Genomic DNA, 13,434 nt, shown 5'->3' with positions numbered 1-13,434 from the left:
GCGCTTAACATAACCGGAAGATGACAGTCCTGCCTAAAGTAACTAAACGAGTAAAACAAAAGGTTGAAGTGATAGTCGCCGCAAACACCTGCCGGTTATGAAGACCTGTCTTGAAACTTCCAGTCTGACTCAGATAAAACCAAGGCAACCGAGCGCCGCCTCTCATTTTGCCGATGACAGTTAGGAAGAGTTCTGGCATTTTGCTCTCATGATAAATTCTTCTTTGGTTGTATTTCTATTCGTAATTTCAGTGGCTGCCTCGGCAAAGACTGCGCCTACATCGAGTCTTGCGTTACAAACTATCGAAAAGAGCATAGGTGGTCGCCTTGGCGTGGTCGCAATCGATGTAAAGACGGGCCGTCATATAGAATATAGAAGCGAAGAACGATTTTTAATGTGCAGTACCTTCAAGCTGGCTTTGGTTGGCCAAATTTTGAGGCAAATTGATTCAGGTAAAGAAAAAATGGATCGAGCTGTCTCCTTTTCATCTGCCGATCTTTTGGAGTATGCACCTGTGACTTCCAAGCACGTTTCAGAAAGGCAGATGACGATCAAAGACTTGAGTATTGCCACACTTCAGTACAGCGACAGTGCAGCGGCCAATCTACTTCTTCGCACGCAAGGCGGACCAACGGGTTTAACTAAATTCCTTAGGAGTATTGGAGATAAAAAAACTCATCTCGATCGGATCGAGCCAGAACTCAACACTCCAAAGGATGATCTGGATACAACGACGCCAATGGCGATGGCAGAGACCGTTCGGAAGCTTGTTCTTGGCGAGATCTTATCGTCAAACTCTCGAGAGTTCCTTCAAGAATGGCTTTTCAGTAATGCTATTTCCAATGCTCGTTTCAGGGCTGGTGTACCGGTTGGATGGAGAGTGGCTGATAAAGGAGGATCTGGAGACGCAGGTGCTACAAATGATATTGGGGTACTTTATCGTCCGAACGGTACCTCGATTGTCTTGACGGCTTTCGCTTCTGGCTCAACCAAACCGCGTAAGGAAATCGAAGCGGCTTTGGCTGAAGTGGCGCGATTGGTAAGTACCGAATTCAGTGATCGTTAAACCACTTATGATTCTGTCGGCATCCTTGCAATGGGATTCATTAGTTGAAGAGGTGCAACCTGATGTAACCTATGAGGAGTATCTTCTGCCGATTTAAACCCCTTGTTTTTTAGGCAGAGCCTGTTCAGAACTGGACAGGCTTTTTTGTTTCCAGCAAGTCTGAAGGTCAAAGCGAGTGGAACACGTTTAGCTAAACGCGTTCCGACTGGCTTGAAGCTAAATGCCTTCGGTCGGGCTGTTCTTAACGTTTTCAACTCACTTGGGTGTTCCACTCGCTTCTGAGATGAAGTCTGTGCATTTCAATACAATGCTCGGACCAAATTCCTTTTGTAGACAAAAGCGATTGAGATTGTTTATATTTCTTCGATGGAAAAACTAGAGAAAAAACCATTTGCACAAACGTTACAAGGCTCTCGCATTCAGCTTGTGATGAGTGGCCCTAAATACACTCAGCAGGTTTTTGATTATATTCAAAGAGATCACAAATTGGGTGGAGTAAATTATTCTTGGGTGGAATCCTTAGAGGATGTCGCCAAACATATTACCACTGAACCTGAAGAGAACTTCCAAGAAATTAATTATCTCATTTTAAAAGAGAATGTAGCTATTGGCTCCTTTCACGTTCACTCCATCTCCTACTTAGACCACAAGGCCGAAGTTGGCTATGGTATTGAAAGAGGAGAAGAGGGTAAAGGTTTTGTCAGCGAAGCGCTTCAATTGGTTTTGTCTGAAATGAAGCGCCTAGGCTTCAATAAGGCAGTGATAAACTGTGACAAAGAAAATACTCGTTCAATTAGCGTTGCAGAGAGAAATGGCTTTTCTAATGAAGGGCTTCTCCTTCAAGATTGTATTGAAAACGGTCGTTTTCGAGATTCGATGATCTTCGGTAGGCTTCTGCGTTTGTAACTTGAATAGCACCATCTATTTTTTGAGCAGATTTTTTCTTTATCGGAAAGAGTTTTTTACTAAATTAAATGTTAACTGAACTGGGCGAGGGATCATATGGCGACGATAACACTTCTTTTGGGGCCTGTGGGCGCGGGCAAGACAACATTTGGTTTGAGCCTATCCTCTAAGGAGTCAGCAGTCTTTTTTAACCTCGATGAGTGGATGGCGAACTTGTTCCGTCCAGATCGGCCTGAAAAGGATTTGATGGCCTGGTATGCCAATCGAGTAGAACGCTGCAATCTGCAAATTTTAAAAATGGCAGAACAAGCGTCGTCCACCGGTATTAATGTGGTTCTTGAAATCGGTCTCATAAGAAAAGTGCAGCGTGAAGAGTTTTTCAATTGGATCGATGAACGTCAAATTGACCTTGTGATTTATATTTTCGATGTAGATCGCTCTGTCCGACGCGAGCGAGTCATCCAGCGAAATAAGACTCGAGGGCCAAGCTTTTCCATGGAAGTGCCAATGGAATTTTTTGAAATGGCTAGCGATTTTTGGGAGCCGGTCGAGGCTCAAGAGATTGAGGGAAGAACTCATATAGTTCTTTGATTTTTAAATAACTGGAATGAGCCCCGTAGATCAGACACTGAAGGTCCATTATTTTTGAATGGGCCGGTCGGCGAGGTTAATGTTTAAAAAATCAGCTTCAAACTCCGCTGCGGTTTTGTAACTCAAGCTTACGTGAATCCTATGAACGTAAGCTGCTCTGCATGCCTCCAGGCATCGGCAACGTTTTGAACTATGTCCTGGTTTAGACGTCTATGAGTTTATGAACGGGGTGTGACTGAAAATCATTTCATTATTGATTTTCACAAACTGCTCTTTTAACTTCGTCTTATGAAAGACTTAGCACTGTCGTGGCCAATTTTGAGTTTTCTATTGGTATTTTTGGTGCAACTACTTGGGTTTGAGCTAATTACGCCATTAATTAAACCAATTGTTGGATCATCTTCTCAGCACATCGCTTTTCTATTTAGAATTTTTATCACTCTATGCATTTGGAGCTATCTATCTGCTGACTGGCTCGAGGCATTTAGATTAGACGTCACCAGCATCCCATTTTCTCTTGTGGTGATATTGGTAGTGTATGCAACTTTGTTTTTTCCTTGGCCGATACCTCCAACCCAAGTTGCTTCTTCGAAAGTCTCTTTGCATATTTTAATTTCAGTATGGGAAGAGATTTTGATGAGAGGGCTTTTTCTTACCTTGTTGCTCAAAGTTTATTCTGACAAAACATTTTCTGTTATTTTGTTTGTGGGAGGTCTGTTCGGAATTTTGCATTTTCTAAACTTGTTACATGGATCTACTCTAAAGGAAGTTCTGCCACAGGTTATTTGGTCTTGCGCTCTTGGCATTGCTTTCAGTGTAATCACATTTAAGTCCGGCTCGATAGTTCCTGCAATTCTTTTACATTGCGGTTTTAATCTCATCCCCGCTTTCTGGGAGGGAACTCCATGGCTTCTTAAAAAAACCGAATCCCATGGCTTTTACGGACCTGCAGTTATTGGGCTGATATTTCTCCCAATGATGCTACTTTCGTTGTGGAAGTTAGCAGATAGATAACACTTGTTTTTAAGGCAGAGCCTGTTTGGGAATGGACAGGCTTTTTAGTTTCAAGCCAACTGTTCCTGAGGTGAAGTCTGAGCATTTCAATGCAACGCTTGGACTTATTACATTCCTTTTTGAAGTCGGTTTTATATTTGAACCGAACTCGCGCCTACCGCATACTTACCTTAAGGGGGACAAAATGAAAAAATGTGCTCTAATTATTTTACCACTGCTAATCGCATCATGCGCCTTATTGCAAACGAAAATAGATTCGGAGGCCACTAACACTGCTCCGGGGTTTGAATATAAATACCCTAAAACTGGAGATTGGATTCTTGGCAGTGCAAAGCCTGGCAATGTCATAATCGGTAAGAAAACCGGAGGTGACGACACATCTATACTGGCCACGATAAAATATGGTCCTATTGGGTTGACCAATAGTGAGCTTGAGGAGCTTAAAAAAACTGGAAAAATTAAAGCTCATTCGGCAGAAGAAATCATTTCGAGTTTTAAGAAAAATATAGAAATGGATGCCAAACAAGGCCGAGTCAAAAATATCAAAACAAAGTTTGAGGAAACAAAATATGACAAGGGAAGCTGTCTGACATTCTCTCAGACAGGCGAAGACAATGGGAAAATGCCAATTTCAAATGACGGAAAGTGGTGCTTTAATTCAAAAGCTTATAGTTATATAATGTTGAATATGAGTGCTCGAGTTCCTGAGGGAAAACGGCTTCCAGATTTAACTTTGGAAAAGGCTGAATTTTTTAACTCGCTTGTTTTCACTGAAAAATAGGCTTTAAAACCACTTGTTTTTAAGGCAGAGCCTGTTCGTAGATACAATTTCAGCTGTCAGGATTTTCGACAGGTAGTTTCTACAAAACCCGATGTCATTCAGTTATTAAATGTATCGGTTTGCGCAGTTTAATGAAGGCGTTCGAAAAAACCATCATCGAAGCAGAACCTTTTAGATTGATAAACTAAGAGAGAAAAGTGGAGTCGCCGCCAATAGAGTTCTCTAAAATAAAAAAAAGCCCTGCTTTAAAGAGCAGAGCTTTGGTGGATAATTGATGGTTGGAAGTGGATATTTAGGTAGCGAGAAGAATTGAAAGTCGCTATTGATGAGATTGAAGTTCAAGTAAATATTTAGCTCGTTCAGCACTGCACTGATGCATTGCTGGCTCACGTTCTTCAGGTGATCTCAAATCATAAGTAAATTTAATTTCATTATTCGAAACAACTTTATTGGATCGAGAAGAGGCGTTAATTAAAGTTTCAGTTGTGTTGCAATTAACAAGTCCGAGAGAACAGCGTTTTTGAACACTGACAAGATACTTTTCAACTGTGTCTTCTGATAAAGTGTGAAATGAGATTGTCGCCCAACGATCAAGATTGTTGTCATAACATTCTGAAACTTTTAACACCTTACTTGATACAGTTCTTGATCGCTCTTCGATTTTGGTGTCGCCATTGTGAATCTCAGAGGCAACAGATTGAATGCTTAAAGTAACTCCAAATACAAACATCATAAAAGTTTTGATAGGCATAAGCTCTCCATTTTTTTTTTGCTACACTTAACCAATATGCAAGGTCATGCCATCGCCTCAATATGAGATCGGTATCTATCGATAAAGATGAGGTTCACTAGAGTAAGTCTTGATCGGTGGGTAACTGAAACTTGCCTGTTATCTATCGGCAATATGTAAAACAAAAAACGGCTTCATTCGAACATTTCTCTGAGTTGTCGCCAAGGGCCGAATTCGATTTTGATAAAACAGAAGAGTGTTCCAATGAAAATCTTGAGAACACCCGGATAAATTGGAGTGCACTTAGCATAACCTGAAGATGACAGTCCTGCCTAAAGTAACTAAACGAGTAAACCAAAAGGTTGAAGTGGTAGTCGCCGCCAACATCTTTCACGGATGTCTCAGTCAGTGGCTTTCAATAAGGCTAAAGACCACAGCTGGGAGACTTGGTCGGAGAGGTGCAGCCCATTTGCTTGCGAACATTTGAATCAAAGCCCATCATTTCGATGCGGAGCTTTCCTGATGGGTGATCTCCAGACTCCGGGGAACCGCAAAAGTAACCATACGCATTTTGAAGAAAATTTAATTTTTCAGTAGGGGACAGTGATTTTCCCTCGTTCTTAAAATATTGAACGATAGCACCTTTAGCCCAAAAATCTGGAGTGTATTCTTCGAGGTGATCGTCCACAAATGCGGTCTTATTCTCTTCTATGTTCTTTGCGCCTTCTTCTGTATAACTCTGGTTGTCCTTTAGTGCTTGAAGATATTCTGAAACTATTTGTGAGGCATTTCGATTCTGAACGCATTTTCTGAGACCTCGATACATCTGTGGCTCCCAGTGATAGGACATGATATGGGACATCTCATGAGCGGCCACCTGAAATTCATTGGCAAGGTGCTCAATGGGTAGATCGTCTTTAGTGTGAAATGCAAATCGTCCGCTACAAATGAGAAGTGTCTGATTGCCTTGTGCTCTAGTTTGATCGGTATCATCGGCTACAGCCAAGGGCTTTAAACCATCGCTGTCGCAGATTTGAAGGGCCCGACCGAATAATTCAGCATATTTCATATCCTGTTTATGATTAAAAATATTGTCCGAGCTTGTGAATTGTTCGCGGTCGATATAGCTTAAAAACTTCTGTTTTTTTTCTGTTGGTAAAGAAGACGCTTCAATAGCGCGCTTTAAATTTACTTTAATGATTTGAAAGTGGGATTCTTGGAATTCCTTATCTGCTTTCTCTGAGTAAGAAGCCTCGAGCTCTCTCGTTTTTTCAAAAAAATCATCGCGATATTGTTGTGTTAGATTTTGATCTCCGAAAGCCAACAAGCCGGTTGATTTTAACTTTTGCATAAGCTCATCGCCGGCAGTAAGGCTGTATTTTTTGGCGATAAATTCCATTGCTTGTTGCTCTGATTTTTTTCGGATGTCATCAAGATGTCCTAAAATGCTTGAACGATGACTTTCAGTATTAGCGCAAATGGCTTTGTAGGGCTCTTCGCAGAATTGAGGGATGTCGGAAGCTGGTATTTGGGGGCAATTTGAGTGAGCTCCGTTAACGATATTGTTTGCCTTAGTCACCAAGGTCGTTGCATTGCGGGCATCATCAATTGCAAGTATAGTGGATTGAGCTTCCTTATCTGCATAGGAAGTGTTCCAGAAGCTTAACAAAAATGCGACGCAAATGAGAGTCTTCATTCTATTTATATCGACGAAAATTCTTATCATCTAAAGGCTCGCTTGCCCCACAGGAGCAGCTTTTTACTAGAGCTAGACTTTTAGCTAAGCGTGAATGAAATGCATAGAACTTGAATTGAGATTATTTCAATAAACGGCGATGTTCTTAATAAAAATTTGAGAACACTAAGTTACTTCGATATCTGTCATCTAAGGTTTTCGATATAAATCCGTTCCACTCTACATGTCAGATGAGTTCGAAGGGGATAGCGAGTTGAAGAAATTTGCGTGGAAGCATTATGTCTTCAACTTGCTTAAGCTAAAAGCGTTCAGACTGGCTCAACATCGCCATCACCTTTCATAGATATTTGAGTCAGTGACTTTCGATAAGGGATTTGTCTAAATTACAAGTGATTCTAATTAGCCCTTGCGCCACTTTTTCGCCTCAAGAAGAATTTCATGGATCAAATTAGATTTCAATTCCGTGTATTTTTCTCGAGTCACATTGGACTGCGCAGTGAGCTCTAATTTGAGATTTTGATATTCGGTTGCTCTGTTTGGATGGGCAATTAAGTAGTCTCGAAATAAAAGATGGTTTTCTATTTCTAAACTACCTTTAGCAAAAGCATGAATATGCACAAAGCTCAGAGTTTTTTCCAAATTGTATAGGACGTAGTATCTTCGCCCTCGAATACCGTATTCCCCTTTGTATTCATACCCTAGTGTCTCTAGCTCTTGGCGACTTTGATCTATGATCTCAAGCGATGGTGCTTCAATCAATATATCGAGAATTGGCTTAGCAAGAATGGAGGGGATGCTTGTAGAGCCAATGTGGAAAATTTTAAAACCTGAATTGCTAAGGCCATCTTGAATTCTTGCACTTTCGATTTCGAAAGCCTTTTGCCAATCCAACGGACAGGACTTGAGTTCAATTCTGCCGTCACGCTCTAGACCTAAATTTAATTTTCCGAGGATTTGAATTATTGTCATCTCTTTTAGAGAATACATTTTGTCTGTTTAAGTGTCTATAAACTCAATGTCTCTAAATCATTAGATGTATCGGTTCGTACAGACTTTATGAGTCTCTAGCATAAAATGAATAGGGTAGAGTGCCAAGACATTCAACTCTACTTCCATCGCCAACAAACCTGTCTTCGTTCTACATGGTGAAAATGAAGTCTGGAAGACGAAATTGAAACCATCACCAACATTTCAATTTAAGATGTCAACGGTTTTTATAAAAGGCCTTTTCTCTTAACGAACAAATTTTTTAAAAATGCTCATTGAAAATAGAGAATTCATTCTGTCTACGTCCAGCCAAAAAGCTTCCTCAGGACCGTTAAAAGCTCTTAAGTTTAAACTAAAAGGATCTTGTGCAAATTGAGCATTTACAAGAATTGCCTCTTGGCCCGTCAAAACAATCGAGTACGTTAAAGGATTGTTCTTGAGAAATTTCACAAGAGATTTAGTTTCACAAGAAGCGACGACGTTTCGATCAGGACGAATGCCGCCATCACAAGAGATTTCGAATTTATCTGTTTTCAAACTTTTATGTGACCCATTGCCTGGCAAGATTGACCAAAGTTGACCACCATAATAGGGAAACATGGAAGGGTCGTCTTTAATTTGTGTATAAAGAATGCTTCCGCCTTCAATGAAGGTTCCGCTGATCTCAGAGGCAGACGCTGAAAATCCCACTGACAGAATCGAAACTACTAAAGCGATAAAACTCTTCATTAATACCTCCACAGAGAAAATCTAGAAAAGCGCAATTGTGATGTCTAGAAAATAATTTTTGAGGTGTTCTGGATTCTAATAAAATTCTTTTGAGGGGTGCTGCACTGAGGCAGAGTTATGGAAGGCCAAGGATGTGAAACTCTTCAGAGCATTAACTTCATTGGAATGTATCGAATCTTAGATCCACCAAGCTCGATGGTAGCCAATTCCCCTGAGTCGACGAATCCCATCTTTTCATAAAAACTGTGAGCTGTTAGGGTTGACTCCAGATTGATTTCAAAAGCATTTTGTCTTCTAGCCTCTGCAAGCATTTCTTTAGCTACTGCTGCTCCGAAACCTTTGCCATTGGCCTCCGGGACTAGATAAAGTCCCATGACATGTGCTCTTATTCGACCATTATCGGAAATTATCGATAAGTGTCCATAACCTTCAATTTTACCTGAATTATCAACAACCCAAACGAATTGATTTTTAATAGCGTTGACTCGTTGGTCCTCGCGATAAGGACGATTTCCCCAGCCTTTGATTTCTTCCGGTGAGTGATCCTTAGAACAAACCTCACGGATTGAACGCATGTGTGCCTCATGAATTCCTAGGGCATCTTCAGGTTTTGCTCGTCGTACTGTAGGCATGGCTTGCTCCTTCAGTGTGTTTAATCTTCAATAAGATCAGTGACACTGACATCAAGAACTTTCGCCCATTTCTCCAAAGTCGAGAGGCGAGGGTCATATCCAGGCTTGAAGAATCTAACGATATTTGAATAGGGGACGCCAAGAAGCTGCGCGAAGCGGTACTTGGTCATTTTCTTTTCTTTGAGGACTTTATTTAAAACTACTTTTGCCACGAACAAAATTATGACTCGATAGTATATTTAAAAATAGGTTACTTGTTTTATACGTACAAAATGATATACCCTTCGGAATGAATAACGCGAGGGTGGATCTATCAGGAGAAATATCTCAGTGGTTGAGGAAGTTGAGGCTACAGGCGCGGATGTCGATTGCGGAGGTGGCGAAAGAGGCGGTTGTCGAGGAAGCATTGATAATCGGGTGGGAGACCGGGTATCCGGTTCCATTGGCAGATTTTCTCGTCTTAATGAAGGTATATCATGTGGGTTCTAAACTGACGGCGGCCAGGATAGCCCGCTGGCAGGATAGGTATTTTGAGTAAGATTGTCGCGGCTGCCGCCGTCTGGCTTGCTTATTTGCCTTTATCAATCCAAATAACTTCGCTTTTTGAGTCAGCTAACTTGTCAGTATCAAGCCACCAGCGGCCTTTCTCGCAGGTTCCAGGTTCTTTTTCACTATCGCAGTTTTCACCCCACGAGTTCTTGATCGCTAATTCGCAAGTTTGCTTTTCCTTATTCCACCGACGTCCCGTAACTATGCTCGAATGCCAACCTGAAATGTTGGGCGGCCATTTCATCATAATTGAAAGATCGTAGTGAAGAGCGAAAGGCCTATCATTATCCAGAACCGACATCATATACTTAATAGCGTTTGGATTCTTTTCCTGGCTTGTAAAAGAACGAGAGTGAACTGTGAGTCCTTTTGTCGAGACGGGATGTTTACATAAATTTTCTGACTGTGTTCGCAATTTTTGAGCGGCCCAATCCTGAATGGCTTCCTTAAGAGGAACCATTTGATTTAATCCGTCTAACGGGGGGTTAGCGACACAGCTATTTTGAAGTTTATTGTAAAGGGGCTTGTCTCCAAAAAATTTCTCTACGTCATGTCCGCCACCTAATGTCCCCATTTGTATGGAAAAGAAATTCTGCTGTTCTGAATCTTTATAGTTTCTGCCAATCAACTCAGATGGAACTTCTCTTTCAAGACAGACATGTCCATTTTCAATCAGATGCGCGGCAATTAGATCTGTTTGTCCGCCTTCGCGCTTTAATAGAGGTTTTCCCGAGGGATCGTGAAAGCGGTAGTTTGTGCTAATTCCAGGTAATGCATTACCCATCATAGCACCCATTGAGATATTTGCTGGTATCGCCGGATTATCAAATGAAATTGCTGCGTTCGCTGATTTTACTTCGTCTTGTGACATGGAAATATATTGGGAAGCAACATGGAAGGCCGAAACGGTATCGGGTGGTTTTACTGAAGCAGCTTCGGAAAGAAGGTCAGAAGCTGCAAACGAATAGCAGAATCCTGCATTTCCTTGATCTTTTGGCGGAACGAATCGATCTGAATAGTCTTTAAATGAGCACTCGGCTTCGGTAATTTTTGCTGAAGCTAGTTGTCCTGCAGCTAAGAGTAGAAAAATAATAATTCTTCCGAAGTGTCTCATCAAAGATCTTTTCGGAATTAGTGCCAAAGTTATTTACAAACCAAAAGTCCAGTTATGGGGTCTCTGATTGGCAAAACTGCGAGGTAAATTAATCAACGATTAAAACCTCTGTTCCTTCTTCAACTAAATCATAAAGCTCAATAATGTCCTTATTGGAAAGACGAATACAACCATGTGATACTGGCTTGCCAAGAAGATGCTCTTGGTTTGTTCCGTGAAGGTAGATATACCTGCCAAGTGTGTTGGCATTGTGATTTTCGCATCCTTCAAGCCAAAGGACTCTAGATGTCACTAAGTCTTCTGATGATTGCCAAAGAGAGCTTCCCGGAGTGCATATCTCTCCGTTATGTACTCTTGCTCTGAAGATCGCTCCTTTTGGAAATTCACCGCCGATCTTTTTATGAATCTTTAATCTTCCAGTCGGGGTTTTGTTGCTGCCGATTTCGCAGCCAAGGCCATTCATGGCGGTTGAGACTGAGAATAGGCGGGTAGGTTTGCCGTCGATGAGGAGGGTGAGTTTTTGGTCTTCGGCGGAGACGAGGATTTGAGTTTTGGACATGGGATTAGGGTATCCTTGGCAGTTGCTATTTGCAATGTTGGATCAAGAGGCGTTTCAGAGTGCTTACCAATATCGGCGCACTTTCCAACTCAGAGCTTTTCCCAGAGCTGTTAGTGCCTGATATTTTCTAATTACTCGGTCGTGCTCCATCACAAAATTTCCCAAAATTTCAGATTTGCTTATATTTGAATCCTCCTGGCCATGGAAAAGAGCGAGAAGGTCTTTTTCATCTTGAAAAATTAACCACATTCCAAAACACTCCGGACACGAAGAGAATTTAATTTCTTTAGGAATAATCGTGTGAAGTTCTAACATGCGTGTTTCACATTGAGGACAGTGTTCAGTACGGGGAGCTTTAAGTTTCAACCAGCTTGCATAAATGAAGCTCACAAACTTTGGACTTGTCTCGTGCCTAAACTCCTGAAGCGTCAGAAACACTCCATGGTTCTTTGGGCAAATGTGATGACCGTGATCCTCAATAAGTACAGAATGACAGCTTGGGCATTTGAGATTCATATATATAAATCTTGCTATATAAAGCCAATTAACTACAATTAGTTTATGGAGAAAAAGAAATCTGAAATAGGCTGGTTTTCCGCAATCTTCTTGCCAATTCTTTGGGGAGTGAGCTTTTGGCGTTTCCATGAGACGGGGTGTTTCCGAATTTCCCCCATGCAGCCGATCTGTGAAGATCAAGCAGTCCTAGTTCTAGTTCCTTGGTTTCTATTTTGTTTTTCATTTCCTGCAGTTTTTATCTATCGCCGATTTCTCGCTTCGAGTGACAAGAATAAATGAAAGTCTCAAAACTATTTTTTAGCACAACGGTTCTATTCTTATTTGCTCTTTGGGTGTTCATATTCTTTTACCTAAGAAGTCCAAACTTAGTAGTGTCTGGCGAACATTCTGAAATTTCTGTGAGCGCAGCGACTCTGGAAAACGATGTCCGTTTCCTTGCTGGTCTCACTCCTAATCGAAGCTATCACCACACAGAATCAATGTATAAAGCTGAAGAGTTTGTTTCAGATAAGTTAAAAAGCTTTGGCTACGAAGTTCGTCTTCAGAGTGTCGATTCCTACAAAACACCATTTCATAATATTATCGCGAGATACGGCGATCCCAATGCTAAAGAATTGGTTGTCATTGGAGCGCACTACGATGCGGCCGGTGAACACAACCCTGGTGCTGATGATAACGCCAGTGGTGTCGCAGGTCTTTTAGAGATTGCAAGAGTCCTTATGGAGAGAAAGCCGAAGCTTAGAACTGCCATTGAGCTTGTCGTCTACACTCTGGAAGAGCCACCATTCTTTGGTGGGCATTCGATGGGGAGCGCTTATCACGCAGATCAGTTAAAAGCAGACGGGGAAAATGTTAAGCTTATGGTGAGCTTAGAGATGATTGGATATTTTTCTGATGAGTTCTTGTCTCAATCTTTCCCGATGCCTCTTCTTTATGGGTTTTACCCATGGACTGGCACCTTCATAGGAGTTGTGAGTAGTCCCGCTGACCGAGATGTGACGATAGATTTTAAAAGATCGATGTCAAGGGTGATGGAAGTTCCCGTTTATTCAGTGAGTGCACCTTCAATAATGACGGGTATAGATTTCTCAGATCATCGCAGTTACTGGGCTCATGAGTGGCCGGCACTCATGGTGACAGACACGGCCTTCTTTAGAAATCATGAATACCACGAAGCTGGTGATACGCCAGATAGACTTAACTATAAGAAAATGAGTGATGTCGTAACAGGCGTATATCATGCACTAATCAACGCCGCAGGAAGGTAGATGGTGAGACGATGAAAAGCATCCATCTGACTTCGTTGTCAGGAACCTTCCTTCGCTGCGGACCGGATGGTCGCAGAGTGAAAGGTCTGAGGACCTGGAACTGAAGTAGTGGGTGTGTAGCCTCTGTTGTGATGAGCTCCTGCTCACCATCCTTCGGACTGGCGCTTCGAAATAGCATCCTGCTATTTCAATCGAAAGAACCCTTCCGCCTCGCATCTTAATCCTTTTGATCATCCTGTAAGAATCCAATACTAAATCAACTCCTTCGTAAAAGTATGCCGTCTAAGAAGTCTTAA

At 41.7% G+C, this 13,434-nt stretch carries 16 protein-coding genes; 7 read left to right on the top strand and 9 right to left on the bottom strand.

Annotated elements, in window-relative coordinates; genetic code table 11:
- The first annotated feature begins 208 nt into the window (after nt 1-208).
- The 5 genes from bla (at nt 209) to VF412_RS16865 (ending at nt 4,358) form a co-directional block, all read left to right on the top strand.
- Entirely contained in the window at nt 209-1,066 is an 858-nt protein-coding gene (gene bla / locus VF412_RS16885) for a class A beta-lactamase (protein ID WP_331340439.1), read from the top strand.
- A 366-nt stretch (nt 1,067-1,432) separates the two neighbouring features.
- The gene (locus VF412_RS16880) at nt 1,433-1,972 is read left to right on the top strand and encodes a GNAT family N-acetyltransferase (protein ID WP_331340438.1); all 540 of its coding nucleotides are present in this window, start codon (nt 1,433-1,435) and stop codon (nt 1,970-1,972) included.
- A gap of 96 nt (nt 1,973-2,068) precedes the next feature.
- The gene (locus VF412_RS16875) at nt 2,069-2,563 is read left to right on the top strand and encodes an ATP-binding protein (protein ID WP_331340437.1); all 495 of its coding nucleotides are present in this window, start codon (nt 2,069-2,071) and stop codon (nt 2,561-2,563) included.
- A 288-nt stretch (nt 2,564-2,851) separates the two neighbouring features.
- Nucleotides 2,852-3,577 carry a CPBP family intramembrane glutamic endopeptidase gene (locus VF412_RS16870; protein ID WP_331340436.1) on the top strand — a complete coding sequence of 242 codons (726 nt, stop codon included), beginning with the start codon at nt 2,852-2,854 and terminating at the stop codon, nt 3,575-3,577.
- A 31-nt stretch (nt 3,578-3,608) separates the two neighbouring features.
- On the top strand, nt 3,609-4,358 hold the full coding sequence (locus VF412_RS16865; RefSeq protein ID WP_331340435.1) for a hypothetical protein: 750 nt from the start codon (nt 3,609-3,611) through the stop codon (nt 4,356-4,358).
- Nucleotides 4,359-4,677: 319 nt separating this feature from the next.
- On the opposite strand, the gene VF412_RS16860 is transcribed toward VF412_RS16865, so the two are convergent.
- The 6 genes from VF412_RS16860 to VF412_RS16835 all read right to left on the bottom strand — a co-directional run bounded on the left by VF412_RS16860 (nt 4,678) and on the right by VF412_RS16835 (nt 9,344).
- Nucleotides 4,678-5,109, bottom strand: coding sequence for a hypothetical protein (locus tag VF412_RS16860; protein WP_331340434.1), 432 nt, complete (start codon nt 5,107-5,109; stop codon nt 4,678-4,680).
- 403 nt (nt 5,110-5,512) lie between these two features.
- Nucleotides 5,513-6,784, bottom strand: a complete 1,272-nt coding sequence (locus VF412_RS16855; protein WP_331340433.1) for a hypothetical protein — start codon at nt 6,782-6,784, stop codon at nt 5,513-5,515.
- 399 nt (nt 6,785-7,183) lie between these two features.
- Complete coding sequence (locus VF412_RS16850; protein WP_331340432.1) at nt 7,184-7,771, bottom strand: GrpB family protein; 588 nt, start codon at nt 7,769-7,771, stop codon at nt 7,184-7,186.
- A gap of 246 nt (nt 7,772-8,017) precedes the next feature.
- A complete protein-coding gene (locus VF412_RS16845; RefSeq protein WP_331340431.1) occupies nt 8,018-8,500 on the bottom strand; it encodes a hypothetical protein in 483 nt (160 codons plus the stop codon).
- A 143-nt stretch (nt 8,501-8,643) separates the two neighbouring features.
- Nucleotides 8,644-9,132, bottom strand: coding sequence for a GNAT family N-acetyltransferase (locus VF412_RS16840; RefSeq protein ID WP_331340430.1), 489 nt, complete (start codon nt 9,130-9,132; stop codon nt 8,644-8,646).
- A gap of 20 nt (nt 9,133-9,152) precedes the next feature.
- Entirely contained in the window at nt 9,153-9,344 is a 192-nt protein-coding gene (locus tag VF412_RS16835) for a helix-turn-helix transcriptional regulator (protein WP_331340429.1), read from the bottom strand.
- Between the two features lie 77 nt (nt 9,345-9,421).
- On the opposite strand from VF412_RS16835, the gene VF412_RS16830 reads away from it, so the two are divergent.
- Nucleotides 9,422-9,670: a helix-turn-helix transcriptional regulator gene (locus VF412_RS16830; protein WP_331340428.1), complete on the top strand. Its 249-nt coding sequence runs from the start codon at nt 9,422-9,424 to the stop codon at nt 9,668-9,670.
- Between the two features lie 30 nt (nt 9,671-9,700).
- On the opposite strand, the gene VF412_RS16825 is transcribed toward VF412_RS16830, so the two are convergent.
- The 3 genes from VF412_RS16825 to VF412_RS16815 form a co-directional block, all read right to left on the bottom strand.
- Nucleotides 9,701-10,795, bottom strand: a complete 1,095-nt coding sequence (locus VF412_RS16825; RefSeq protein WP_331340427.1) for a hypothetical protein — start codon at nt 10,793-10,795, stop codon at nt 9,701-9,703.
- Nucleotides 10,796-10,883: 88 nt separating this feature from the next.
- Nucleotides 10,884-11,354, bottom strand: a complete 471-nt coding sequence (locus VF412_RS16820; RefSeq protein ID WP_331340426.1) for a L,D-transpeptidase — start codon at nt 11,352-11,354, stop codon at nt 10,884-10,886.
- Between the two features lie 63 nt (nt 11,355-11,417).
- Nucleotides 11,418-11,999 carry a zf-TFIIB domain-containing protein gene (locus tag VF412_RS16815; RefSeq protein ID WP_331340425.1) on the bottom strand — a complete coding sequence of 194 codons (582 nt, stop codon included), beginning with the start codon at nt 11,997-11,999 and terminating at the stop codon, nt 11,418-11,420.
- 146 nt (nt 12,000-12,145) lie between these two features.
- Between VF412_RS16815 and VF412_RS16810 the strand changes: the two genes are divergently transcribed.
- The gene (locus VF412_RS16810) at nt 12,146-13,138 is read left to right on the top strand and encodes a M28 family peptidase (protein ID WP_331340424.1); all 993 of its coding nucleotides are present in this window, start codon (nt 12,146-12,148) and stop codon (nt 13,136-13,138) included.
- Nucleotides 13,139-13,434: the final 296 nt, after the last annotated feature.

It is taken from the genome of Bdellovibrio sp., assembly GCF_036384735.1.
Classification (GTDB): domain Bacteria; phylum Bdellovibrionota; class Bdellovibrionia; order Bdellovibrionales; family Bdellovibrionaceae; genus Bdellovibrio.
Note: the sequence above shows the minus strand (reverse complement) of the source record. Positions and strands in the feature narration are given on the sequence as shown.

Coding starts and splice junctions, on each gene's coding strand:
- VF412_RS16830 (WP_331340428.1), top strand. CDS start 9,422: ATGAATAACGCGAGGGTGGATCTATCAGGAGAAATATCTCAGTGGTTG.
- VF412_RS16860 (WP_331340434.1), bottom strand. CDS start 5,109: ATGCCTATCAAAACTTTTATGATGTTTGTATTTGGAGTTACTTTAAGC.
- VF412_RS16880 (WP_331340438.1), top strand. CDS start 1,433: ATGGAAAAACTAGAGAAAAAACCATTTGCACAAACGTTACAAGGCTCT.
- VF412_RS16820 (WP_331340426.1), bottom strand. CDS start 11,354: ATGTCCAAAACTCAAATCCTCGTCTCCGCCGAAGACCAAAAACTCACC.
- VF412_RS16815 (WP_331340425.1), bottom strand. CDS start 11,999: ATGGAAACGCCAAAAGCTCACTCCCCAAAGAATTGGCAAGAAGATTGC.
- VF412_RS16850 (WP_331340432.1), bottom strand. CDS start 7,771: ATGTATTCTCTAAAAGAGATGACAATAATTCAAATCCTCGGAAAATTA.
- VF412_RS16855 (WP_331340433.1), bottom strand. CDS start 6,784: ATGAAGACTCTCATTTGCGTCGCATTTTTGTTAAGCTTCTGGAACACT.
- VF412_RS16875 (WP_331340437.1), top strand. CDS start 2,069: ATGGCGACGATAACACTTCTTTTGGGGCCTGTGGGCGCGGGCAAGACA.
- VF412_RS16840 (WP_331340430.1), bottom strand. CDS start 9,132: ATGCCTACAGTACGACGAGCAAAACCTGAAGATGCCCTAGGAATTCAT.
- VF412_RS16810 (WP_331340424.1), top strand. CDS start 12,146: ATGAAAGTCTCAAAACTATTTTTTAGCACAACGGTTCTATTCTTATTT.
- VF412_RS16825 (WP_331340427.1), bottom strand. CDS start 10,795: ATGAGACACTTCGGAAGAATTATTATTTTTCTACTCTTAGCTGCAGGA.
- bla (WP_331340439.1), top strand. CDS start 209: ATGATAAATTCTTCTTTGGTTGTATTTCTATTCGTAATTTCAGTGGCT.
- VF412_RS16865 (WP_331340435.1), top strand. CDS start 3,609: ATGGACAGGCTTTTTAGTTTCAAGCCAACTGTTCCTGAGGTGAAGTCT.
- VF412_RS16870 (WP_331340436.1), top strand. CDS start 2,852: ATGAAAGACTTAGCACTGTCGTGGCCAATTTTGAGTTTTCTATTGGTA.
- VF412_RS16845 (WP_331340431.1), bottom strand. CDS start 8,500: ATGAAGAGTTTTATCGCTTTAGTAGTTTCGATTCTGTCAGTGGGATTT.